Genomic DNA, 23,867 nt, shown 5'->3' with positions numbered 1-23,867 from the left:
TGAGATCCGGAAGCCGGCGGGCGGCCGGCGAACGTTGAGGAGGTTGACTGGCGAAATTTTCCTAATAACGTTCGCGCAAGTGACGTAGAGACCCCCCGTTCAGGACGCGACCGGCCCCGCGTGACCGGAATCGCGCGTCCGGCCCCCGTGTCGCGGAAGGCGCCGGACGCCGCGGGACGCCGCCGCGGCCCTCGCCGATCGGGGCGGCGGCGCCACTCACGATCAGCACCGACAGGCACCAGGAGGAGTCATGACGCAAGGCCGGAACGAGCCGGTGGGCGGCGAGCGAAGGCTGCTCAGCCGGAGATCCGTCCTGGCGACGATGGGAACCCTGCCGGTCCTCACGGCCGCGACGTCCGTCGTGTGGGCCTCGGAGGCCGCGGCGGCCACCGCGAGCGTCAATCCGTCGGCGCAGCGGCAGACGATCAAGGGCTTCGGCGGCATGGCCCACGCGGCCTGGATCGGGGACCTGACAGCCGCCCAGCGGGACACCGCGTTCCAGACCGGTGAGGGCAAGCTGGGGTTCTCCATCCTGCGCATCCCGGTCGGCGAGAGCCAGGCGGACTTCGGCCGCGACCTGGCGACCGCGCAGCGGGCGGCCGAACTCGGGGTGACCGTCTTCGCGTCGCCGTGGAATCCCCCGGCCAGCATGATCGAGACCTTCAACCGCAACGGCCAGACCAACGCCAAACGGCTCAGGTACGACCAGTACGCCGCGTACGCGCAGCACCTGAACGCCTTCACCACGTACATGAGGAACAACGGGGTGAACCTGTACGCCATCTCCGTGCAGAACGAGCCCGACTACGCGCACGACTGGACGTGGTGGACGTCCACCGAGATGGTCAGGTTCCTGCGGGAGAACGCCGGCTCGATCAACACCAGGGTCATCGCGCCCGAGTCGTTCCAGTACGTGAAGAGCATGTCGGACCCGATACTCAACGACTCCACGGCGCTCGCCAACGTGGACATCATCGGCGCGCACCTCTACGGCACGTCCTACTCGAACTTCGCCTACCCCCTCTTCAAGCAGAAGGGCGCGGGCAAGGAACTGTGGATGACCGAGGTGTACTACCCCAACAGCAGCGACTCGGCGGACACCTGGCCGCAGGCGCTCGACCTGGGTGAGCACATGCACCGCGCCATGGTGGACGCCGAGTTCCAGGCGTACGTCTGGTGGTACATCCGGCGCAGCTACGGCCCCATGCGCGAGGACGGGCAACTCAGCAAGCGCGGCGCCATCATGGCGCAGTTCGCCAGGTTCGTCCGCCCCGGATACGTGCGGATCGACGCGACGGCGAACCCGGCGACGAACGTGTACGTCTCGGCGTACCGGAACGGCGACACCATCGTCATCGTCGCCGTCAACAAGGGGACCTCCGCGGTGAGCCAGCAGTTCGCCGTGGCCAACGCCGGCTCGGCCGGTGTCTCGTCCTGGGTGACCGACGGGAGCAGGAACGTCGCGCCGCAGGCGGCGACCACCATGACGAACGGCTCCCTCACCGTCACGCTTCCGGCTCGCAGCATGACGACCTTCGTGACCAGCCTGGGCGGCGGCCAGTCGCCCAGCCCTTCGCCGGTCGTGTCGCCCATCGTGTCGCCCAGCCCGTCGCCCAGCGCCTCGCCCAGCGGCGGCACCGGGACGGGGCCCCGGGTCGGCTACACGATGAACAGCTGGGGCAACGGGTTCACCGCCAACATCAGCATCACCAACACCGGCAACTCGACGATCAACGGCTGGACGCTGGCCTTCACCCTGCCCTCCGGCCAGGCCATCACCTCCGGCTGGAACGCCACCTACTCGCCCACGAGCGGCCAGGTGAGCGCCCGCAACGTCGACTACAACGCCACGCTGGCCCCCGGCGCCACCATCGACATCGGCTTCCAGGCCACCCACACCGGCAACACCGCGAAACCGACCGCCTTCACCCTGAACGGCGTGCCCTGCACGGTGGTGTGACCCTGACGGGGGCGGCCCTTCCCCCGCGGAGGGGCCGCCCCCGGGCTGAGGCGTGGTCAGACCACACCCGCCAAATGTTAACGCTAACAACGGCATGGCACGCGTTTCCCCCGCTCCCCCCCAAGGAGGATCCTTGCGCAAGGTGGCAGCTCTTCTCTCCGCCGGCGTGCTCGTCGCCGGCTCTATCGTCCTGCAGGGCCAGGCCTCCGCCCTGGAGAACGGGGTGGCACGCACACCCCCCATGGGCTGGAACAGCTGGAACACGTTCGGCTGCAACATCAGCGAGACGCTGATCAAGCAGATGGCCGACGCGATGGTCAGCTCCGGCCTGCGCGACCTGGGCTACCAGTACGTCGTGGTCGACGACTGCTGGATGAACTCCACCCGCGACTCGGCGGGGAACCTGCAGGCCAACGCGTCGCGCTTCCCCAGCGGGATGAAGGCCCTCGGCGACTACCTGCACGCCAGAGGGCTTAAGTTCGGCATCTACCAGGCGCCGCTGGACAAGACGTGCGCGCAGTACTTCGGCAGCTACCCCGGCGCGACCGGCGCCCAGGGGCACGAGGCCCAGGACGCCAGGCAGTTCGCCGCCTGGGGCGTCGACTACCTGAAGTACGACTGGTGCTCCCCCAGCGGCACCATCGACGACCAGGTCCGCACGTTCGCCAAGATGCGTGACGCGCTGGCGGCGACCGGGCGGCCGATCGTCTACAGCATCAACTCCAACAGCATCCACTCGAAGACGGGGCCGCAGCGCGACTGGGGCGACGTCGCCAACATGTGGCGGACGACCGAGGACATCACCAACAAGTGGGACACCGGTCAGACCAACGGATATCCGATGGGCATCCAGAACATCGTCAACGTCACCGTCCCCCTGGCGTCGTACGCGCGACCGGGGGCGTTCAACGACCCGGACATGATGGAGGTCGGCCGGGGTGGCATGAACGACACCGAGATGCGCAGCCACTTCGCGCTCTGGGCGATCATGGCCTCACCCCTGATCCTCGGCAACGACGTGCGCAACATGGACTCGGCCACGCAGACGATCCTGAAGAACCGGAACCTGGTCGACATCAACCAGGACTCGCTGGGGTTGCAGGCCCGCCAGATCAGCAACGACGGCACCCGGCGCGTGCTGGCCAAGAGGCTCGCCAACGGCGACGTCGCGGTCGCCCTGTTCAACCAGGGAGGCGGCACCACCACGATCAGCACCACCGCGTCGGCGATCGGCTTGACGGGCGGTTCCTTCACCCTGCGCGACGCGTGGACGAACGCCGTGACCAGCACCACCGGCACGATCTCGGCCAGCGTGCCCGCGCACGGTACCGTCGTCTACCGGGTCAGCCCGGGCGCGTCGCCGTCCCCGAGCCCGTCGGTCTCGCCCAGCCCGTCGCCGTCCCCCAGTCCCTCGCCGTCCCCCAGCCCTTCGGTCTCCCCCAGCCCCTCGCCGTCTCCCAGCCCGTCGGCGGCGCCGGGCGCCTGCGCGGCGACGTACACGCGGATCAACGACTGGGGCAACGGTTTCCAGGGTGAGGTGACCGTCACCAACAATGGTCCTGCCGCGCTCAACGGCTGGACCGTGAAGATGACCCTCGCCAACGGGCAGAGCATCACGAACCTGTGGAACGGCGTGAACACCGGCACCAGCGGCGCCGTCACCGTCAAGAACGCCCCCTACAACGGAAGCATCGCCGGCAACGGCTCGACGACGTTCGGATTCACGGCCAACGGCAGCGGCTCGTCCGCCCCCACCGGCTTCACCTGCACGAGTCCGTGACCCGACGCGGGTGAGCGGGGACGCGGTGTGGGTTGTCCGCCCACTCCGCGTCCCCGCCGCGCCCCCGCCATGCCGTCACACCGGCTCAGCCGGCGTCACCCGCCGATGGCGACGGCGAAGATGTGCATGGTCGCCACCCCGTTCGCCGCCCGCGGGCTGATGTTGGGCAGGTCGACGCGGGACACCTCCTTGTCCTGCAGCGCCACGCCCGCGTAGTAGATGGTCGCGGCGGTGTTCTGCCGCTGGTTGTTCGGCCGGTTCTGGTAGGCGGCCACGACCGCGGCGTCTCCCTCCGGCCTGGGCGCGCCGTACCAGTCCGGGGAGCCCAGGGTGAAGGTCTGCCGTGTGCCGTCCTTGTAGACGATGGTGGCGGGTCCCGACACCGCGCCGTACGTGCCGGTCAGCAGGAAGCCGAGCGTCCTGCCTGTTCCGGTCACCTTGAGTGACTGCCCGGAGGCGATCGCGTTGTCCGGGGTGCCCACCGCGACGGCGGGCCACGTGAAGCTCACCCCGTTCTTGGTGACGGTGCTCCCCGGGGTGACCCCGGCCGCCGCCAGGGCCTGGGCGGAGATGCTGGCGCCGTTGCCGTCGAAGTTCCCCGGCGCGGTGTTCGCGTCGTCGGTGACGGCGACGTTGCTGAACAACTCCGCGAGCGGCTTCTCACTGCCGTCCCACACCCGCACCGTGGCCTGCGCCGAGGTGGCCCAGTCCTCGCCCGCCTGGGTGCCGCTCACCTCGGCGACGATGACCGCGGTGCCCGCCGTCGCGCCCGCGCCCGGGGTGACGGTGAACTCCACCGTGGCCTTCGAGCCCGGCGACAGGGGCCCCACCGTGGCCTGCGCGGGGGTCACGGTCCACCCCTCGGGGGCCTTGAGCGACACCTTCGCCCTGGGCGCCAGCGGCATCTCGATCGCCCGGACGGTGACGCTCGCCTTCGCCCCCTGCTCCGGGCTCACCTCGGCGGGCGCGCTCATCGTGACCTTCTGCAGGGCGTACGCCCGGTAGGTGTGCCGTGCCTGCGCGGTGATCTCGATGGCGTCCGGCTCGACCTTCCTGGGCCGGACCACACCGCCGCGGGTGACGTCGAGGACCCTGTAGCGCCCGGTGAACATGTCGCCGCGCAGCTTGACCACGCCCTCGCGGTCGGGCCTGACGCGGTACTCGTCGGCCTGGCCTTCGCTCCACTCCGCGTCGACGGTGTGGCCGCCGCGTCCCCGCAGGCCCCGCACCTTGCCCTCCGGCCAGGCCGACGGCAGCGCGGGCAGCACGTGCAGTTCGCCGTGGTGGCTCTGCAGCAGCATCTCGGCGATGCCGGACGTCGCGCCGAAGTTGCCGTCGATCTGGAACGGCGGGTGCAGGTCGAACATGTTCGGCGCGAGCCTGGCCGGCGTCACCAGGAGGCGGACCAGGTCGTGTGCCCGCTTGCCCTCCTCCATCCGCGCCCAGTAGTTGATCTTCCAGGCGAGCGACCAACCGGTGCCGTCGTCTCCGCGCAACTCCAGGGTCCGCCGTGCCGCCTCGAACAGTTCGGGGGTGCCGCGCTTGGTGATCTGGTTGCTGGGGTGCAGGCCGTACAGGTGCGAGATGTGCCGGTGGTTGCGCTCGGTCTCGACCCAGTCGTACAGCCACTCCTGGATGTTGCCGCGCGAGCCGACCTTCATCGGGGCGAGCCGCTCACCGGCCGCCTGGACCTGCGCGCGGAAGCTCGCGTCCACACCGAGGACCTCGCTCGCCTCGGCGCAGCCGTGGAACAGGTCGCGCAGGATCTGGTTGTCCATGGTGGGCCCGGCGGCCACGCTGGCGTTCGCGTGGTGGGCCAGTTCGGGGGAGTTCGACGGGTTCGTGACCAGGTAGCCGAGCTTCGGCTCCTCCACCAGGGTGTCGAGGAAGAACTGGGCGGCGCCCTTCATGGCCGGGTAGTTCTTCCTGAGGAACTCGACGTCGCCGGTGAACAGGTAGTGATCCCAGATCATCGTGGCCAGCCACGCGCCGCCGGTCTGCCACATGCCCCAGAACGCGCCGTCGACGACGGAGGTCGCCCGCCACGCGTCGGTGTTGTGGTGGGTCACCCAGCCGCCGGCGCCGTACTGCACCTCGGCCGTCCTGGCGCCGGTCTCGGTGAGGTCCTTGATCATGGCGAACACCGGCTCGTAGCACTCCGAGAGGTTCGTCGTGTCGGCCGGCCAGTAGTTCATCGGCAGGTTCGCGTTGATGGTGTACTTCGAGTCCCACTGCGGGCTCATCGAGTCGTTCCAGATGCCCTGGAGGTTGGCCGGCTGTGTCCCCGGCCGCGAGGAGCTGATCAGCAGGTAGCGGCCGAACTGGAACAGCAGCGCGGAGAACTGCGGGTCGTCGGCGCCGGAGTGCTGCGCGATGCGGACGTCGGTCGGCTGGTCGGCCGCGTCGGTGCGGCCGAGGTCGAGCGTCGTGCGGTCGAACAGCGCCTGGTAGTCGGCGACGTGCCGGGAGCGCAGGTCGTCGTAGCTCCGCTCGCCGGCGGCGTCGAGATGACCCCGCGCGATGCCCTGGTAGTCGCCGCTGACGTCCTTGTAGTTCACGTAGCTGGAGCCGATGGAGACGAACAGCGTCACGCTGTCGGCGGCCGACACCTGGAGCGTGCCGCCGGAGCTGGTGACGGCGCCGCCCTCGGCCACGGCCCTGGCCAGCGCCAGGAACCTGACCGAGCCGGTGATGCCCTCGAAGTTGCCCGAGACGCCGTCGAGCGCCACCGTCGTGCCGTCGGGGCTGGAGCGCGTCGTGCGCTGAGGGCTGTCGAACGTCGCGGAGAACGTGATCGACCCCGGCTTGTCGGCGGTCAGCCGGATGACGATGACCTGGTCGGGCGCGCTTGCGAACACCTCGCGCCGGTAGCGCACGCCGTTCAGCAGGTAGGTGACCGACGTGGTGGCGGTGGTGAGGTCGAGCTGGCGGTTGTACTCGGAGAAGCCTGCGGTGCCGGGGAAGCTCAGCCTGATATTGCCGACCGTCTGGTAGGCCAGCTGGCCCGCGGGTCTGCCCAGCATGTTCTGGTCGATCAGGGTCTGGGCCTCGGTCCATCTGTCCTCGAAGACCAGGCGCCGGATCTCCGGCAGTGCCGCGAGCCCCCTCGGGTTGCTCTGGTCGTACGGCCCGCCGCCCCAGACCGTGTCCTCGTTGAGCTGCAGCCGCTCGGTGTCGACGTTGCCGAACACCATGGCGCCGAGGCGCCCGTTGCCGATCGGGAGCGCGCGCAGCCAGTCGGTGCCCGCGCCCCTGTCGTACCACAGCGCCAGGTCGCCCGCGGCGCGCACCTCGGGAGGAGCCACAGATCCGGCTCGGGCGACCGCCGTCCACTGCATGGGCAGGATCAGAGCGCCCGCTCCGACCGTGCCGATCTTCATCAATTGCCTTCGCGTCAGATCTGGCATTCGCTCTCCAAGCGCACTGCGGCCTTGCCGGCGGCCGGCGCCGCGCCGAAGGGACCGCGGACCCGCCATGGGGAAGACTGCGGAGCTCTGCGGGGCCGGCTGCGTGACGAGGCTGTGTAGGGGGTGCTCGCAAAGCTACAAAGATTTGATGTATCGGTCAACGATTGCGCTAGAAAAGCCCATAAGGCGGTCATCAAGCGCATCCAGCGCCACGAAACATCTAACCTTTGGCCCGTACGCTGTCGCCGGCACCGGCGGCCGGCGGTGAACGTGGCGTCCCTTACGTCCCCGGCCGTGGTCCCCAGGTGGCGGGGCGGGCGGAGCGGTTCTGGATGGTGGTCATGATGTCCTCAGCGGTTGTCGGACATGGTCAGCGCTGGCGGGCCGGCCGTACGACGATCTCGTTGACGTCGACGTCCGCCGGTTGCGCGAGGGCGTACGAGATGGCCTCGGCGATGGCGCGGGGTTCGATCGCATGCGCCCGGTAGGTGTGCATGGCCGCCGCGGCGCCGGTTTCGGTGATGGAGTCCGCGAGTTCGGAGGCGACCACTCCGGGAGAGATGGTCGTGACGCGGATCGAGGGATCGGATTCCTGGCGCAGCCCCTCGGTGATCGCCCAGGCGGCGTACTTGGTGCCGGAGTAGACGGCGCTGGTGGGCAGGACCTGGTGGGCGCCGATGCTCGCGACCGTGACGAAGTGGCCCCCGCCCTGCTCGGTGAACACGGGCAGGGCCGCGGCGATCCCGTGCAGCAGCCCGCGTACGTTGACGTCGATCATGCGGTTCCACTCGTCGACGAGCAGGGAGTCCAGCCGCGACAGCGGCATGACCCCGGCGTTGCAGACCAGGACGTCGACCCGTCCGAAGCGGTCGCGCGCGAACTCGACGAAGGCGCCGACGTCCGCAGGGTCCGTCACGTCGAGCGGCCTGGGGTGTATGCCGCCGCCGGCGCGGGCGGCCTCCTGCGCGGTGCGTTCTGCGAGCGCCCGCAGGCGGTCGGTCCGCCGCGCGCCGGCGACAACGTGGTGTCCTTCGTGGGCCAGCCGGGCGGCGACGGCCTCGCCGATGCCGCTACTGGCCCCGGTGACGAGGACGACCTTGTGCTCGGGCGGGGTCTGTGCCTTCAGGTGGTTCGTTGCCATGGCCACCACTCTCAGCGGGCCGGCCGGGGTGGGGAAGGGTGCGGTTCTCCCTGGGAGTAGCGCACCCAGGAAGCGGGGCGGCCCGCGACCTACGATGGCGGCATGACCTCCTCCGAACTGGGCGCCTATCTCAAGGCCCGGCGGGCCCAGGTCACGCCTGAGCAGGCCGGCCTTCCCACTGCGGGACACCGCAGGGTCCCCGGCCTGCGGCGCGAGGAAGTGGCGTCGCTGGCGGGCGTCAGCGTCGACTACTACGTCCGGCTGGAACAGGGCCGGGAACGGACGCCGTCCGCGCAGGTGGTCGAGGCCCTGGCCGTCGCCCTGCGCCTGCCGGAGGACGGCCACCTGCACCTGTTCCGCCTGGCCGGCCTCAGCCCACGCACCCGCGGGGCCGCCGTGAACGATCACGTCGACCCGAGCCTCCTGCGGCTCATGAGCGCATGGCCGAACAATCCGGCCATCGTCTACAACCGCGCGTTCGACATCCTCGCGTCGAACGCGATCGCCGACGCGCTCTTCCACGACTGGTCGCACTCGCGCAACCTCATGCACGTCGTGTTCACCGAGCCCGCCGCGCGAAGCTTCTACCTGGACTGGCACGACGTCGCGCGCAACTCGGTGGCCGGCTTCCGGCTCGGCTACGGCAAGGCGCCCGACGATCCGCGGATCCGGCAGGTACTCACCGAGCTGCTCCGGGAGAGTCCCGAGTTCGCCCGGCTCTGGGCCCGGCACGACGCTCGTGGCAAGGGCCTGGAGACCAAGCGTTTCCACCACCGCGACGTCGGATCGTTGACGCTGTCCATGCAGACCTTCGACGTCCGCGCCAGCCCGGGCCAGGAGCTCGTCGTCTACCACGCGGAACCTGCCTCGCCGAGCAGCGAGGCCCTCGGACTCCTCGGCTCCCTCGCCGCTGGCGCGCGGCAGGGAGCCTGAGCGACCACCGGGCGGCAGGCCCGCGCGGGACGGCGGCGGGGCAGGCCGCGCCCGCCGGGTAGCGTTGGGAGGTCGCGTGCTGTATCCGTAGAGCGGCACCAATTCCCCGACGAGCACGGGCGACGACGCGCGGGCAGGCCGCATTCGCCCTCTGACTGCCCGTGGTGACGGGGAAATCCCCCGCTCCGTCCGGACTTTGGGAACCTACCTGCCATGTCACGCACAGACGATGTAGTGGACAGCATCAAGCGGATGATCCTCGACGGCGTCCTGCGGCCCGGCGACCGCCTGCCCGTCGAGAAGGACCTCGCCGAGTCGCTGGGCGTCTCACGTGGAGCGCTCCGCGAAGGGGTCTCGGCGCTGTCGATCCTCGGCATCGTCAGCACCCGGCAGGGTGACGGGACGTACATCACGAACCTCGACGCGACGCAGTTGCTCGCTCCGATGGGCTTCGTCGTCGACCTGCACGGTCAGGGCGACCCGCGGCACGTGTTCACCGTCCGGCGCCTGCTCGAGTCGGAGGCGGCGCGGCTGGCCGCGACCGGAATCACCGACGAGGCGCTCGACCAGGCCCGGGACCTGCTCGCGGAGTCGGCCAGGATCGTCGGTCAGGCGCCGCACGACCACGAGCGGCTCATCGAGATCGACATCGCCTTCCACCGCGTCATCGCCGCGCACACCGGCAACCCGGTCCTGGTCGGCCTGATCGAGGCGTTCGCCAGGCGCACCGTACGCGGCCGGCTGTGGCGAAGCCTGCATGTGGAGGGCGCCGACCGGCGCACCCATGACGAGCACGTGGCGATCTGGGCGGCGCTCGCGGCGCGCGACCCCGAACGGGCGCGCATCCGGATGGCCAACCATCTCATCGGGGTCGAGGAGTCACTGCACCGGCTGCCCGCCGAGGGCGACGCGCCGCCCGGTCCCGCGGCCTGCTGACCCGGGCCGTACGAGACGGGGCCGTACCAGGCAGGGGCGTACGAGGCGGGGGCGCGAGAGGCGGCGCGGCATGGCGTCCGCGGCGGGGACCGCGTCCAGGTCAGGGCGCGGCCCTCGGGCCCGCGCCGGATCGTGAGGGGCCGAGGTTGTCGCGCAGCCAGGTCTCCGTGGTGCTGACGTGCATGAGCGCCGCGGCGTGGGCGAGGGGCGCGTCGCCGGCCGCGAGCGCGCGGTAGATGGCGGCGTGCTCGGCGATCGTACGGCCGGCCGCGTTCTCCTCCACGAGCCCGCGCCAGACGCGCGCCCGCAGCGTCCGGCTGGCGATGCCGCCGAGCAACGCCGACAGCGACTTGTTGCCGGTCGCCTCGAACACCGAGCGGTGGAAGGCGTCGTCGTGGTGGTTGAGCGCCTCGATGTCGTCCTGCGCCCCGATCATCGCGTTGAGATGCCGTTCGACCTCCGCGAGCTGGCCCGCGGTGATGCGGGAGGCGGCCAACGCGGTGGCCACCGGCTCGAACAGCCGCCGCACCTCGGTGATCTCGAGCAGGTCGTCGCCCCGCATCATCTCCACGGCGAGGCCGACCCCTTCGAGCAGCAGCTCCGGCGACAGGCTCGTGACGTAGGTGCCGTCGCCTCTGCGCACCTCCAGCACGCGGGTGGTGACGAGGGACCTGACCGCCTCCCTGAGCAGGTTGCGGGACAGGCCCAGCTCGGCGGCCAGCTCCTGCTCGGGAGGCAGCCGGGCGCCCGGGGGCAGCGTCCCGTCCTTGATGAGCTGCCTGATTCGTTCGATCGCCTGCTCCGTCAACGACATACCTGCATTTTGGTACGCCACGACAACGATCCTCTACAGGACTCCACGGAGCGCGCGGCGGGGCGGGACGGGGCGTCCAGGCCGGTCGAGCCAGGCCCGCAGCGGGGGTGGACATCCGATGTGTCCGGCATTCGCGATCGCGGCGAGGCACCGATAGATCGGATCCCTGAGTGCCGAAGTCGCTCAAATAACGGAATTTCACCATTCTGCCGCCTAGGTCTGGACACTGCCCAGGGTTTGAGCATAGAAAGACATCCCATGTCCTGTCAGTGACGAGTCCCCTCACGGCGAGCTTCGCCGGCCCCCGCACAGCGGGGGTGTCCCTGGAGTGCGGCGCGGTCAGCGACGGCATGCCAGCCGTGGTGCTTCAAAAGGAGAGACGATGGAACGCAGACGGTTCGCGCTCGCCGCGGCCTTGACCTTATCGGGGTGCCTCGCCGCCGCGGGCTGCGGCGGGAACAGCGGCACGGGGGACGCCGGCTCCGGCGGGGGCGACGCGGCGGCGAAGCCGGTCATCGGCGTCGACTACCCGCGTTCCGACACGGACTTCTGGAACTCCTACATCAGCTACGTGCCGAAGTTCGCCGGCGAGCTGGGCGCGGAGGTCAAGACCACCAACTCCCAGAACGACATCGCCAAGCTCACCTCCAACGTGCAGACCCTGGTGGGTCAGGGCGTGAAGGGAGTGGTGATGGCGCCGCAGGACACCGCGGCGGTGGCGCCGACGCTGCAGCAACTGGAGGGCAAGAAGATCCCGGCCGTGCTGGTGGACACCCGGCCCGACACCGGGAACGCCTACATGGTCGTACGCGCCGACAACCGCGCGTACGGCGAGAAGGCCTGCAAGTTCCTGGGCGAGAAGCTCGGCGGCAAGGGCAAGGTGGTCATGCTGGAGGGCGACCTGGCCTCCATCAACGGCCGGGACCGCACCGAGGCGTTCAACGACTGCATGAAGCAGAACTACCCCGGCATCACCGTCTTCGGCGAGGCGACGAACTGGGACGGCGCCGTGGCGTCGCAGAAGCTCTCGACGGTCATGACCGCGAACCCCGACGTCAAGGGCGTCTACATGCAGTCGAGCTTCGCCCTCGCCGGCACGCTGCAGGTGCTCAAGCAGCGCGACCTGCTGGTTCCGCCGGACGACCCCAAGCACGTCTTCGTCGTCTCCAACGACGGCATCCCGCAGGAGCTCAAGGACATCGCCGCCGGGAACATCGACGCCACCGTCTCCCAGCCCGCGGACCTGTACGCCAAGTGGGCGCTGTCGTACGCCCAGGCCGCGATCGAGGGCAAGACCTTCCAGCCGGGCGAGACCGACCACGACAGCACGATCATCGAGGTGCGTCCCGGCCTGCTGGAGGACCAGCTGTCCGCACCGCTCGTCACCGCGGACGGCGGCACCTACGGCGGGATCCCCAGCGTGAAGCACGACGACAAGTCGCTGTGGGGCAACAACCTGAGCTGAGAGGGCGTGGCCATGGAAGAGTTCGCGGGAGGGCCCGCGAGCCCTCCACCCACCGATGACAGCGGGCGGATCCGCACGGGCCCGCCCGTCGCCGAGGCGGAGCGCATCACCAAGAGGTACGGCGAGACGACGGCGCTGGACGCCGCCCGCATAACGATCAATCCGGGAGAGACGCACGCGCTGGTCGGACGGAACGGCGCGGGCAAGTCGACCCTGGTCTCCATCCTGACGGGACTGCAGGCGCCGGACGAGGGCGAGGTCCGCTTCGCGGGCTCCCCCGCGCCGCGGCCGGCGGACCGCGACGCCTGGCGGGAACGGGTCGCCTGCGTCTACCAGAAGTCCACGATCATCCCCGAGCTGAGCGTGGCGGAGAACCTCTACCTGAACCGGCACGACCGCAACCGGCTCGGGCTCGTCGGGTGGAAGGGCCTGTGGCGGAAGGCCGCCGACCTCCTGGAGGCGTGGTCGGTGGACGTCGACGTCCGCCGGCCCGCCGGGGAGCTCGGGGTGGAGCAGCGGCAGTTCGTGGAGATCGCCAGGGCGCTGTCGTTCGGCGCGAGGTTCATCATCCTGGACGAGCCCACCGCGCAGCTCGACGGCGCGGCGATCTCCCGGCTCTTCGACCGGATGCGGGCGATGCGCGAGCAGGGCGTCACCTTCCTGTTCATCAGTCATCACCTGCAGGAGATCTACGAGATCTGCGACATGGTCACCGTCTACCGGGACGCCAGGCACATCCTCACCGCGCCGGTGGCGGACCTGCCGCAGGGCGAGCTGGTGGCGGCGATGACCGGTGAGGCGGCGGGCCTGCGGCAGCACGCCGTACGGCCGCCGGTCCCGCAGGAGGCCCAGGTGGTGCTTGACGTCAGGGGCCTGTCCGACGGCGATGTCTACCAGGACGTCGACCTCCGGGTCCGCGCCGGGGAGATCGTGGGGCTCGCGGGCCTGGGCGGCAGCGGGAAGGCCGAGCTCGCCGAGACCATCGTCGGGCTGCGCGCCGCCAAGGAGGGAACGCTGGAGGTGGCCGGGAGCCGCCCGCGCCCGGGAAGCGTGCCGGAGTCGCTGGCCGCCGGGGTGGGCTTCGTGCCCCGTGACCGCCACCACCAGGGGCTCGTCCCCCTGATGTCCATCGCCGACAACGCCACGATGACCGTGCCCGAGCGGCTCGGCCAGGCGGGCTTCGTCAGCGGCCGGCGCAAGGACGCGCTGGCCCGCGAGATGATCGGCAATCTCGCGATCAAGACACCCGGCCCGGAGCTTCCCGTCTCCGGGCTGTCGGGCGGCAACCAGCAGAAGGTCGTGATGGCGCGCGCCCTCGCCAGCGACCCCCGGCTGCTCGTGCTGATCACGCCGACCGCCGGGGTCGACGTCCGGTCGAAGGAGTTCCTGCTCGGCAAGGTCGAGGAGATCGCCGGCAACGGGACCGGTGTCGTGATCGCCTCCGACGAACTCGACGATCTGCGGCTGTGCAACCGGGTGCTGGTGATGTTCCACGGCCGCGTCGTCGCGGAACTGCCCGCCGGCTGGCACGACCACGAGATGGTGGCCGCCATGGAAGGAGTCGACCTCGATGCCTGACAGCACCACCGCGCACGCGGAGACGGGACACCCGCCGAGCCCTCCGGCGCCGGAGGAGGCGGGCAGGCGCCGCCCGCCGATCCGCCTGGCGCGGCTGCGGGACTTCGCGCTCGTCCCCGCGATCATCGTGATCGCGATCGTCGGGCAGATCGTCAGCCCGATCTTCCTGCAGAGCGACAACCTGATCAACATCCTGCAGACCATGTCCGAGATCTCGCTGCTCGTCCTGGCGCAGACGCTCGTGCTGGTCGCCGGCCGGATGGACCTGTCGCTGGAGTCGACGTTCGGGCTCGCCCCCGGCGTGGCCGCCTGGCTGACGATCGCCGCGGGAACGGGACCGGGGCTCGGGCTGCTGCCCGGCGCCTGGGGGATTCCCGTCACCCTCGCGACGGGAGTGCTGATCGGGGCGGTGAACGCGCTGTTCATCGTCCGCTTCGGGCTCAACGGCTTCATCGTCACCCTGGGCATGCTCATCGTGCTGCGCGGCCTGCTCACGGGGATCTCCGGCGGGCAGACGTTCTTCAACCTGCCGGACTCGATGACCTATCTCGGCTCGGCGATGTGGCTCGGCGTGCCCGCGTCAATCTGGATCTGCCTGCTGCTGTTCGCCGCCGGCATCGTGATCATGGGGTTCACCCGGTTCGGCCGGGCGCTGTACGCGATCGGCGGGAACGTCGACGCCGCCAAGGCGGCCGGAATCCGCACCGACCGGGTGCTGTGGATCGTGCTGATCTCCGCCAGCCTGCTCGCCGCGATCGGCGGCCTCCTGCTGACGGGCCGGCTCGCCTCCGTCGCCGCCGCCCAGGGCGACGGCGCGATCTTCACGGTGTTCGCCGCCGCCGTCATCGGAGGGGTCAGCCTCAACGGCGGCAAGGGCACCGTGTTCGGCGCGTTCACCGGCATCCTGCTGCTCTACATGATCCAGAACGTCCTCACCCTGGCGGGCGTCCCCGCGCAGTGGATCCAGGCGCTCAACGGCGCGATCATCCTCACCGCGCTCGCGATCTCCCGCCTGACCGGCGGCAAGTCGCAGGACTGACGAAGGGGGAGGCCGTCCCGTGCCGGCCTCCCCCTTCGTCTTCGCGCGAGGTTCGCCTGGTCAGCCTCCCCAGTGGTGGCCATCAGGGTAGCGGTAGGTGTTGACGGACTCGGGGTGCATCCGGGCGCTGTAGCCGGGCATGGTGGGCAGCAGGTAGCGGCCGCCTTCGACGCGGACGGGATCGGTGAAGTGCTCGTGCAGGTGGTCGACGTACTCCAGCACCCGGCCGTCCAGGCTGCCGCTGACACACACGTAGTCCACGACCGCCATGTGCTGCACCAGCTCGCACAGTCCCACCCCGCCGGCGTGCGGGCAGACCGGCACCCCGAACTTCGCCGCCATCAGCAACACCGGCACGATCTCGTTGACCGACGCCAGCCGGCAGGCGTCGATCTGGCAGAAGTCGATCGCCCCGGCCTGCAGGAACTGCTTGAACATCACCCGGTTGTGCGCGTGCTCCCCGGTGGCCACCCCCACCGGCGCCACCGCCGCGCGGATCGCCGCGTGCCCCAGCACGTCATCGGGGCTGGTCGGCTCCTCGATCCACAACGGCCCGAACCGTGCCAGCCGGCCCACCCATTCGATCGCCTCGGGCACATCCCACACCTGGTTCGCGTCGATCATCAACGCCACCCGGTCGCCCAGCTCGTGGCGCGCGATCGCCAGCCGCCGCACGTCGTCGTCCAGGCTGGCGCCGACCTTCAGCTTCACATGCCCCCAGCCGTCGGCCACCGCCTGCCGGCACAACCGGCGCAGCTTGTCATCGTCATACCCCAGCCACCCCGGCGAGGTCGTGTACGCCGGGTACCCCACCCGCTCAAGCTCCGCGATCCGCTCCTTACGCGTGGGCGCCAGCCGCTCCAGCATGCCCACCGCCTCGGCCGGGCTCAGCACGTCCGACAGGTACCGGAAATCACAGGAGGCGACCAGCTCCGCCGGGCTCATGTCCGCCACCAGCCGCCACAACGGCTTGCCCGCCCGGCGGGCGGCCAGGTCCCACACCGCGTTCAGCACCCCCGCCGCGGCCAGATGCACCACCCCCTTCTCCGGGCCCAGCCACCGCATCTGACTGTCGGCCATGATCTCCCGGTACAACCCGCCCAGATCCCCTACCAGCGCGTCCACGTCCCGGCCCGCCACCCGCGCCCCGATCTGCCGCGCCGCCGCCACACACAGATCGTTGCCCCGCCCGATCGTGAACGTCAGCCCATACCCCGCCAACCCCTCCACGTCCGTCCCCAGCACCACATACGCCGCCGAGTAATCCCCATCCGGATTCATCGCATCCGAACCATCCAACGTCGCCGACGTCGGGAACCGCACGTCCACCACCTCGACAGAAGTGACCACCGCCACAACCACACCCCCAATTCATCCGATGAATACGAACCGAACAGTAGGTTCACACCCGGACAAGGTCAAGACAAAGTGGCATATCCCCGATGATGGTCTTTACTTCAACCCGATGAATCTGGCAGGCTCGGCACGGCATTACGGCCCTGTGAACCAGCGGGAGAGGCCAAGATCGTGAAGCTGTTGCGAGTGGGTCCGGCGGGCGAGGAACGGCCCTGCGTGCTGGCGCCGGACGGGCGCGTGCTCGACCTGTCGTCACTGACGGCGGACATCGACGGCGCGTTCCTGCGGAGCGGCGGTGTCGAGCGGGTGCGGTCCGCGCTCGACGCGGGCCTGCTGCCCGAGGCCGGGACCCACGAACGCGTCGGGGCGCCGGTCGCCAGGCCCGGCAAGATCGTGTGCATCGGCCTGAACTACTCCGACCACGCGGAGGAGACCGGGGCCGCGCTTCCCGCCGAGCCGGTGGTGTTCATGAAGGCGTCCAACACGCTCGTCGGACCCGACGACGAGGTGCTCGTGCCGCGGCGCAGCCAGAAGACCGACTACGAGGTCGAACTGGCCGTGGTGATCGGCCGTACGGCCCGCTACCTCGACTCCCCCGAGGAGGCCGCGGACGTGATCGCCGGATACGCGATCGCCAACGACGTGTCGGAGCGGGAGTTCCAGAACGAGCGCGGCGGCCAGTGGGACAAGGGCAAGTCGTGCGAGACGTTCAACCCGCTCGGCCCGTGGCTGGTGACGGCGGACGAGGTCGGCGACCCGCAGGCGCTCGGCCTGCGACTCTGGGTCAACGGCGAGTTGCGCCAGAACGGCAACACCAAGAACCAGATCTTCGGGGTGCATCACGTCATCTGGTATCTCAGCCAGTTCATGGTGCTCGAGGCGGGCGACGTGGTGAACACCGGCACCCCCGCCGGTGTGGCGCTCGGCCGGGGCCCCGGGGCCTACCTCCGGGAGGGCGACGTCGTGGAACTGGAGATCGACGGCCTGGGCCGCCAGCGTCAGCGCATGGGCCAGGCATGAGCACAGGCACGGGTGAGGAGTTCGAGGGCCTCGTGGCGATCGTCACCGGCGGCGCCTCGGGCATCGGCAGGGCCGTCGCCGAGGAGCTGACCGGGCGAGGCGCCCAGGTCGCCGTGCTGGACCTCCAAGGCACCGAGTTCGCCTGCGACGTCACCGACGACGCCTCGGTGCGCCGCGCGGTGGCCGCGGTGGCCGAGCGGCACGGCCGGATCGACGTGGTGGTGAACAACGCGGGCATCGGCGCGCAGGGCACGGTGGCCGACAACGACGACGCGGAATGGCTGCGGGTGTTCGATCTCAACGTGGTGGGGATCGTCCGGGTGAGCCGGGCCGCGCTGCCGCACCTGCGCCGCTCACCGCACGCGGCGATCGTCAACACGTGCTCGGTCGCCGCGACCGCGGGACTTCCCCAGCGGGCGCTGTACTCGGCGTCGAAGGGGGCGGTGCTGGCGCTGACCCGGGCGATGGCGGCCGACCACATCCGCGAGGGGATCCGGGTCAACTGCGTCAACCCCGGCACCGTCGACACCCCCTGGATCGGCAGGCTGCTGGACGCCGCCCCCGATCCGGAGGCCGAGCGGGCCGCGCTGAGCGCCCGCCAGCCGCACGGCCGCCTGGTGACGGCGCAGGAGGTCGCCCAGGCGGTGGCCTATCTGGCGAGCCCGAGGGCCGGGTCCACGGTCGGGATCGAACTGGCCGTGGACGGCGGGATGGCCGGGCTGCGGCTCAGGCCGGTGACCCCGTGACGGCCGATGACCCCGTGACGGCCGATGACCTCGGTGCGGCCGGCGACCCCGTGACCGCCAGCGGCCTGGCCGGCAGGCTGGGACCGTACGGGCTGGGCACCGCGCCGCTGGCCGGCCTGTTCGCGCCGGTGAGCGAGGAGCAGGCCGAGCAGGCGCTGGCCGCGGCCTGGCAGGCGGGCATCCGTTACTTCGACACCGCGCCGCACTACGGCACCGGGCTGGCCGAAGAACGCCTCGGGCGCTTCCTGCGGGGCCTGCCCGGCGGCGCCGCGCGTGACGCCGTGGTCTCCACGAAGATCGGCCGCGTCCTCGTCCCCGGCCAGGGTGAGGAGGACGGCTTCCCCGGCAGGTCGGGGTTGGTGCGGGTGCGGGACTACAGCCGCGACGGCGTGCTGCGCTCCCTGGACGACAGCCTGCGGCGCACCGGGCTCGACCGGTTCGACCTGGTGCTCATCCACGACCCGGACGACCACTGGGAGCAGGCCGCGGGCCAGGCCTACCCGGCGCTGGCCGAACTGCGCGACCAGGGCGTGATCGGCGCGATCGGCGCCGGGATGAACCAGGCCGAGATGCTCACCAGGTTCGTCCGCGAGACCGACATGGACGCCGTCCTGGTCGCGGGACGCTACACGCTGCTCGACCGCTCCTCCGCGGCCGAACTGCTGCCCGAATGCGCGCGGCGCGGCGTCGCCGTCATCGCGGGCGGGGTGTTCAACAGCGGCGTGCTGGCGGGCGGAACCACCTACGACTACGCCTCCGCCCCGCCCGAGGTGCTGAAGCGGGCGCGCGAGCTGAGCCGGATCTGCGCCGCGTACGGCGTGCCGCTGCCCGCCGCGGCCCTGCGCTTCCCGCACCGGCACCCGGCCGTCTCCACGGTCCTGGTCGGGGCGCGCAGCGCGGAGGAGGTCAGGGAGGACGTCGACCTCGCCGCCACGCCCATCCCCGACGCGCTGTGGCAGGAGCTGGACGATGCGGGTTGATCTCGCCTACGGCGCCGACGGGCTCGTGGTGGACCTGCCGGACGACCGCACCACGGTGATCGCGCCCGTCGCCCGGCCCGCCGTGGCGGACGAGGCCGCCGAGGTGCGGCGGGCCCTGCGCGAGCCCATCGCGGGCCCGCCGCTGCGGGAGCGGGTGCGGCCCGGGCAGACCGTGGCGATCTCGGCCTGCGACGGGACCCGGCCGCAGCCCCGCCACCTGATGATCCCGGCCATCCTGGACGAGCTGGACGGGCTCGTGGACACCGGCGACATCGTGATCCTGGTCGCCACCGGCACCCACCGCGGCAACACCGACGCCGAACTGCGCGCCATGTTCGGCGACCAGGTCGTGGACAGCGTGCGGATCGTCAACCACGACGCCCGCGACGCGGCGTCGCTGCGGTGGATGGGCCGTCACGGCAAGGACGTGCCCGTCTGGCTGAACCGCGAGTGGACGGACGCCGACGTGCGGATCACGACCGGGTTCGTCGAGCCGCACTTCTTCGCCGGGTTCTCCGGCGGCCCGAAACTGGTCGCCCCCGGCCTCGCCGCCCTGGAGACCGTGCTCACGCTGCACGACGCGGCGCGCATCGGCGATCCCCGCGCAACTTGGGGCGTCATCGAGGGCAACCCCGTGCACGACGACGTCCGCGCGATCGCCGCCGCGACCGGCGTCACCTTCGCCCTCGACGTCGTGCTCAACCGGGAGCAGCGGATCGTCCGGGCCTTCGGCGGAGACCTGCCCGCGATGCACGCCGCCGCCACGGCCGCCGCCCGCGCCGCCGCGATGCGCCCGGTCGCGGAGCCCTTCGACGTGGTCGTCACCACCAACGCCGGCTACCCGCTCGACCAGAACCTCTACCAGTCCGTGAAGGGCATGAGCGCCGCCGCCCAGGTCGTCAGGCCAGGCGGCACCATCATCTGCGCCGCCGAGTGCCGGGACGGGTTCCCCGACCACGGCTCCTACCGCGACGTGCTCACCTCGGCGGCCTCCCCCGACGCGCTGTTCGAGGAGATCTCCCGCCGCGCCGAGACGGTGCCCGACCAGTGGCAGGTGCAGATCCAGGCCCGCATCCAGCGGCACGCCCGCGTGATCATGCACACCTCTCACCTGAACGACGCCGACCTCGCCGCCGCCCATCTGGAGCGGACCGGCGACATCGCCGCCACGGTGCGCGGGCTGCCCGGCCGGGTATGCGTCCTGCCGGAAGGGCCGATGACGATCCCCTATCTCGCGGGAGAGTGACGGTGCACCGCCATCACCAGACTCGCCGCCCCCTGACCCGCCGCCCCCTGACCCGCCGCCCCCTGACCCGCCGTCCCTTGATCGGCCTCGCGCGCGCCGGTGTACGGACCGCGGCACGAGGGGACGGTGCGCGGTGAGCGAGACGCTCGACCTCGGCTACGCCCGCCTGGACCTCGGCCGCGAGGCCCGCCAGGGGCTGCCCGAGATCGTGTACGGGCCCGGCAAGCGCGTGAGCGAGATCGCCGGGATCGTCACCGCCCTGCTCGACCGCAACACCGGGCCGGTCCTGGTGACCCGGATCGACCCGGACGCCGCCGCCGAGGTGCGCGCCCTCGTCTCCGGCGGCGCGTACGACCCGGACGCCCGGCTGCTGGTCTGGCGGCCCGCGCCGCCGGCCGGGCACACGGTGGCCGTGGTCACAGCGGGAACGGCGGACGGCCCCGTCGCGGCCGAGGCGGAGGCCGTCGCCGCCGCGCTCGGCCTGCGGACCACGACGGTCAGGGATGTCGGTGTGGCCGGGCTGCACCGCGTGCTCGCCGCCGCCGACGACCTGCGCGCGGCCGACAGCGTGATCGTCGTCGCCGGCATGGAGGGCGCGCTGGCCAGCGTCGTCGGCGGGCTCGTCGAGACGCCGGTGATCGCGGTGCCCACCTCCACCGGGTACGGCGCCGCGCTTGAGGGCGTGACTGCCCTGCTGGCCATGCTGACCTCCTGCGCCGCCGGGCTGACCGTGGTGAACATCGACTCCGGCTTCGGCGCCGCCCTCGCGGCCTACCGGCTCACGCGGCGGGCCTCGCCCCGGACGGCGGCCACGACGGAGGGCACAGGGACCGAGACGGGGACCGAGACGGGGACGCGCCGGTGATCCTGTTCGTCAACCCGTTCACCGGGCTCGCGGGCGACATGCTGCTCGGCGCGCTGCTCGACGCGGGCGCCCCGATCGAGGCCGTACGGCAGGCGGTCGCCGCGACCGGCCTGACCGGCTGGCGGCTGGACGCGGAACGGGTGCGGACCGGAGCGCTGACCGCCACCCGCGTGCGGATCGACGTCGAGGACGACGCCACCGAGCGCCCGGCCGCGGAGCTGATCGCGATGGCGGCCCGCGCCGGCCTGCCCGTCGCGGACGCGGCGCTGACCGCGATCGCCGAGGCCGAGGGCGCGCTGCACGGCGTCCCGCCCGCCGACGTACACCTGCACGAACTCGGCGGGCACGACACGCTGATCGACATCGTCGGCTGCGCGGCGGCCCTGCGCGCTCTGGGCGTGACGCGGGTCCACTGCGCTCCGCTGCCGCTGGGCGGCGGAACGGTGCGCACCCGCCACGGCGTGCTTCCCGTGCCCGCGCCCGCCACGCTCGCCCTGCTGGAGGGAGCGATGGTGCGGGGCGGAGCGGCGGGCGAGGCGGTCACCCCGACAGGGGCTGCGCTGCTGCGCGCCGCGCGCACGGCGTACGGGCCCGTTCCCGAGATGACGCTGCGCGCCACGGGCTACGGCGCGGGCACCCGCGAACTGCCCGACCGCCCCAACGTCACCGTGGCAATGCTCGGAGAGCCGGCAACCCCGGCGGGTGAGCAGGTCGTCCTGTCGACGAACCTCGACGACGTGACCGGGGAGGTCCTCGCGCACGTCATCGAGCGTGCCCTCGCGGCAGGCGCCGCGGACGCCTGGATCACGCCCGCCGTGATGAAGAAGGGCCGCCCCGCGCACGTCCTGCACGTCCTCACGCCCGTCGAACTGGCCGGCGACCTGCAGAACCTGGTTCTCGCCGAGACGGGCAGCCTCGGGCTGCGGCGCACCGTGGTCGAGAAGGTCGCCCTGCCCAGGCACACCACGACCGTCCGCCTGCACGGCCGGGACGTACGGATGAAGCACGGACCCTGGGGGGTCAAACCCGAACACGACGACCTCGCCGCGCTCGCCGCGGCCACCGGCAGACCGCTGAGGCAACTCGCACGAGAGGCTTTCGACGCACTGTGACACCCCCCGTGACACCAACCGAAACCCCCGCTGGGACCCGCATCGACGCACACCACCACCTGTGGGATCTCTCCCGGCGCCCGCAGCCCTGGCTGGAGCCCCCGCACGTGGCCTCCATCCACCGAGACTTCACCCCATCCGACTACGCCGCCGCCGCGGCGGAGGCGGGCATCGGCCGCTCCGTGCTCGTCCAGGTCCTGGCCGACGCCCAGGAGACGCGCGAGTTCCTCGCCCTCGCCGAGCAGTCGCCGACGATCGCCGCGGTGGTGGGGTGGGCCGACCTGACCCGGCCCGACCTCGCCGACGAGCTCGCCGCGCTCGCCGCCGCACCCGGCGGCCACCTGCTGCGCGGCATCCGCCACCTGGTCCAGGGCGAGGAGGACCCGCGCTGGATCGCCCGCGACGACGTCCGCCGCGGGCTGCGGGACGTGGCGGCGGCCGGCCTCGTCTACGACCTGCTCGTGCTGCCCCACCAGCTGCCCGCCGCGATCGAGACCGTACGGGCCGTGCCCGAGCTGAGCTTCGTCCTCGACCACCTGGCCAAACCGCCGATCACCTCCGGGCTGCTCGAACCCTGGGCGGGTCTCGTCCGCGACCTCGCCGCGGAACCCAACGTGACCGCCAAGCTCTCCGGCCTGATCACCGAGGCGGCCTGGGACGACTGGGACGCCGCCACGCTGCGGCCGTACGCCGACGTCGCGCTCGACGCGTTCGGCCCCGGCCGTCTCATGTTCGGTTCCGACTGGCCCGTCTGCCTCCTCGCCGGTTCCCTGCCCGCGTGGGCCGAGACCGCGCAGACGCTCCTCACGGACGCCGGGCTGACGGCCGCCGAGCGGGACGAGGTCTTCCGGGGAACGGCGACGCGGGTCTACCGGCTGTAGAGATGAAACGCGGCAGCGACGCCCCCGGGGAGAGGGAACTCCCCCCGGGGGCGTCGCCATGATGCGTTATGGGGTGGTCAGGTCGAATCGGTTGACGGTGACGGCGCCGCCGAGGGATTGGGTGGCGTAGTTGAAGATGGCGAAGCGGTAGCCCATGAAGAACTGCCAGGCGTTGCCCATGGTGAAGGCGGGGCCGAAGGTGGTGAAGTTCACCCCGTCGGTGCTGTAGGAGAAGCGGGCCTGGCGGCCGGTGCCGGGGCGGATGTCGGCGTTGACCCGCAGCCAGATCCGGCCGCCGGAGATGGCGGTGGAGGCGACCTCGGTGCCGGTGGAGGTGGTCTGCCAGCTGCTGTTCATGGTCAGGTTGTTGGTCGCGACCAGGCGGGTCTGGCCGTTGTCACGGCGTACGCCGATCCACGCTGAGGAGTCGCGCAGCATGGCCAGGCCGGTGCGGTCGCCGTCGCGCATCTGGGAGTAGTCCAGCTGGATGGTGGCGGTGGAGGACGGTCCGAGGATGCGGTGGGTGAGGGTGTTGCGGGCCCAGTACAGGTCGTTGGTGACGGTGGCGGTCTGCAGCCGTAGCCCGTTGCCGACGCTGAACTTGCTGG

Annotated in this window: 19 protein-coding genes; 14 read left to right on the top strand and 5 right to left on the bottom strand. The window is 71.3% G+C overall.

Going from position 1 to position 23,867, the window contains the following annotated elements:
- The first annotated feature begins 250 nt into the window (after window positions 1-250).
- Together HHX31_RS25280 and HHX31_RS25275 are read left to right on the top strand one after the other, a co-directional pair.
- Complete coding sequence (locus HHX31_RS25280) at window positions 251-1,960, top strand: cellulose binding domain-containing protein (RefSeq protein ID WP_169950859.1); 1,710 nt, start codon at window positions 251-253, stop codon at window positions 1,958-1,960.
- Between the two features lie 142 nt (window positions 1,961-2,102).
- A complete protein-coding gene (locus HHX31_RS25275; protein WP_211590312.1) occupies window positions 2,103-3,740 on the top strand; it encodes a cellulose binding domain-containing protein in 1,638 nt (545 codons plus the stop codon).
- A 95-nt stretch (window positions 3,741-3,835) separates the two neighbouring features.
- Here the strand turns inward: HHX31_RS25275 and HHX31_RS25270 are convergent, their stop codons facing one another.
- Both HHX31_RS25270 and HHX31_RS25265 read right to left on the bottom strand, forming a co-directional pair.
- Window positions 3,836-7,120, bottom strand: coding sequence for a glycosyl hydrolase family 95 catalytic domain-containing protein (locus tag HHX31_RS25270; protein ID WP_249346546.1), 3,285 nt, complete (start codon window positions 7,118-7,120; stop codon window positions 3,836-3,838).
- Between the two features lie 397 nt (window positions 7,121-7,517).
- Window positions 7,518-8,288 carry an SDR family oxidoreductase gene (locus HHX31_RS25265; RefSeq protein ID WP_169950855.1) on the bottom strand — a complete coding sequence of 257 codons (771 nt, stop codon included), beginning with the start codon at window positions 8,286-8,288 and terminating at the stop codon, window positions 7,518-7,520.
- 102 nt (window positions 8,289-8,390) lie between these two features.
- Between HHX31_RS25265 and HHX31_RS25260 the strand changes: the two genes are divergently transcribed.
- Window positions 8,391-9,221, top strand: coding sequence for a helix-turn-helix transcriptional regulator (locus HHX31_RS25260; RefSeq protein WP_169950854.1), 831 nt, complete (start codon window positions 8,391-8,393; stop codon window positions 9,219-9,221).
- 213 nt (window positions 9,222-9,434) lie between these two features.
- Window positions 9,435-10,157 (top strand): FadR/GntR family transcriptional regulator, encoded by a 723-nt coding sequence (locus HHX31_RS25255; RefSeq protein ID WP_169950853.1) that lies wholly within the window; start codon window positions 9,435-9,437, stop codon window positions 10,155-10,157.
- A gap of 100 nt (window positions 10,158-10,257) precedes the next feature.
- Here HHX31_RS25255 and HHX31_RS25250 read toward each other — a convergent pair whose 3' ends face one another.
- Entirely contained in the window at window positions 10,258-10,971 is a 714-nt protein-coding gene (locus HHX31_RS25250) for a FadR/GntR family transcriptional regulator (RefSeq protein WP_169950852.1), read from the bottom strand.
- 382 nt (window positions 10,972-11,353) lie between these two features.
- Between HHX31_RS25250 and HHX31_RS25245 the strand changes: the two genes are divergently transcribed.
- Genes HHX31_RS25245 through HHX31_RS25235 form a run of 3 tightly spaced genes read left to right on the top strand, consistent with a single transcriptional unit; the run spans window position 11,354 to window position 15,053 of the window.
- Window positions 11,354-12,436, top strand: coding sequence for a sugar ABC transporter substrate-binding protein (locus HHX31_RS25245; protein WP_169950851.1), 1,083 nt, complete (start codon window positions 11,354-11,356; stop codon window positions 12,434-12,436).
- 12 nt (window positions 12,437-12,448) lie between these two features.
- A complete protein-coding gene (locus HHX31_RS25240; protein WP_169950850.1) occupies window positions 12,449-14,014 on the top strand; it encodes a sugar ABC transporter ATP-binding protein in 1,566 nt (521 codons plus the stop codon).
- Entirely contained in the window at window positions 14,007-15,053 is a 1,047-nt protein-coding gene (locus tag HHX31_RS25235) for an ABC transporter permease (protein WP_169950849.1), read from the top strand. The genes HHX31_RS25240 and HHX31_RS25235 overlap by 8 nt, the downstream gene beginning before the upstream one ends.
- 60 nt (window positions 15,054-15,113) lie before the next feature.
- Here the strand turns inward: HHX31_RS25235 and HHX31_RS25230 are convergent, their stop codons facing one another.
- A complete protein-coding gene (locus HHX31_RS25230) occupies window positions 15,114-16,334 on the bottom strand; it encodes an enolase C-terminal domain-like protein (protein WP_211590311.1) in 1,221 nt (406 codons plus the stop codon).
- Between the two features lie 246 nt (window positions 16,335-16,580).
- Between HHX31_RS25230 and HHX31_RS25225 the strand changes: the two genes are divergently transcribed.
- From HHX31_RS25225 to HHX31_RS25195, 7 genes are all read left to right on the top strand, one after another.
- Complete coding sequence (locus HHX31_RS25225; protein WP_169950847.1) at window positions 16,581-17,429, top strand: fumarylacetoacetate hydrolase family protein; 849 nt, start codon at window positions 16,581-16,583, stop codon at window positions 17,427-17,429.
- The gene (locus HHX31_RS25220) at window positions 17,426-18,175 is read left to right on the top strand and encodes an SDR family NAD(P)-dependent oxidoreductase (RefSeq protein ID WP_169950846.1); all 750 of its coding nucleotides are present in this window, start codon (window positions 17,426-17,428) and stop codon (window positions 18,173-18,175) included. Before HHX31_RS25225 ends, HHX31_RS25220 begins: the two co-directional genes overlap by 4 nt.
- Window positions 18,172-19,155, top strand: a complete 984-nt coding sequence (locus tag HHX31_RS25215) for an aldo/keto reductase (protein WP_311932231.1) — start codon at window positions 18,172-18,174, stop codon at window positions 19,153-19,155. The genes HHX31_RS25220 and HHX31_RS25215 overlap by 4 nt, the downstream gene beginning before the upstream one ends.
- Window positions 19,145-20,401: a nickel-dependent lactate racemase gene (gene larA, locus HHX31_RS25210; RefSeq protein WP_169950845.1), complete on the top strand. Its 1,257-nt coding sequence runs from the start codon at window positions 19,145-19,147 to the stop codon at window positions 20,399-20,401. Before HHX31_RS25215 ends, larA begins: the two co-directional genes overlap by 11 nt.
- Window positions 20,402-20,534: 133 nt before the next feature.
- Window positions 20,535-21,266, top strand: a complete 732-nt coding sequence (larB, locus tag HHX31_RS25205; protein ID WP_169950844.1) for a nickel pincer cofactor biosynthesis protein LarB — start codon at window positions 20,535-20,537, stop codon at window positions 21,264-21,266.
- Complete coding sequence (gene larC / locus HHX31_RS25200) at window positions 21,263-22,378, top strand: nickel pincer cofactor biosynthesis protein LarC (RefSeq protein WP_169950843.1); 1,116 nt, start codon at window positions 21,263-21,265, stop codon at window positions 22,376-22,378. Before larB ends, larC begins: the two co-directional genes overlap by 4 nt.
- Before the next feature lie 8 nt (window positions 22,379-22,386).
- Complete coding sequence (locus HHX31_RS25195) at window positions 22,387-23,259, top strand: amidohydrolase (protein WP_169950842.1); 873 nt, start codon at window positions 22,387-22,389, stop codon at window positions 23,257-23,259.
- A gap of 66 nt (window positions 23,260-23,325) precedes the next feature.
- Here the strand turns inward: HHX31_RS25195 and HHX31_RS25190 are convergent.
- Window positions 23,326-23,867: hypothetical protein (locus HHX31_RS25190; protein ID WP_211590310.1), on the bottom strand; the 542-nt coding region annotated here is incomplete at its 5' end.

Source organism: Microbispora sp. H11081, from assembly GCF_012999535.1.
In the GTDB taxonomy this organism is placed as follows: Bacteria; Actinomycetota; Actinomycetes; order Streptosporangiales; family Streptosporangiaceae; genus Microbispora.
Note: the sequence above shows the minus strand (reverse complement) of the source record. Positions and strands in the feature narration are given on the sequence as shown.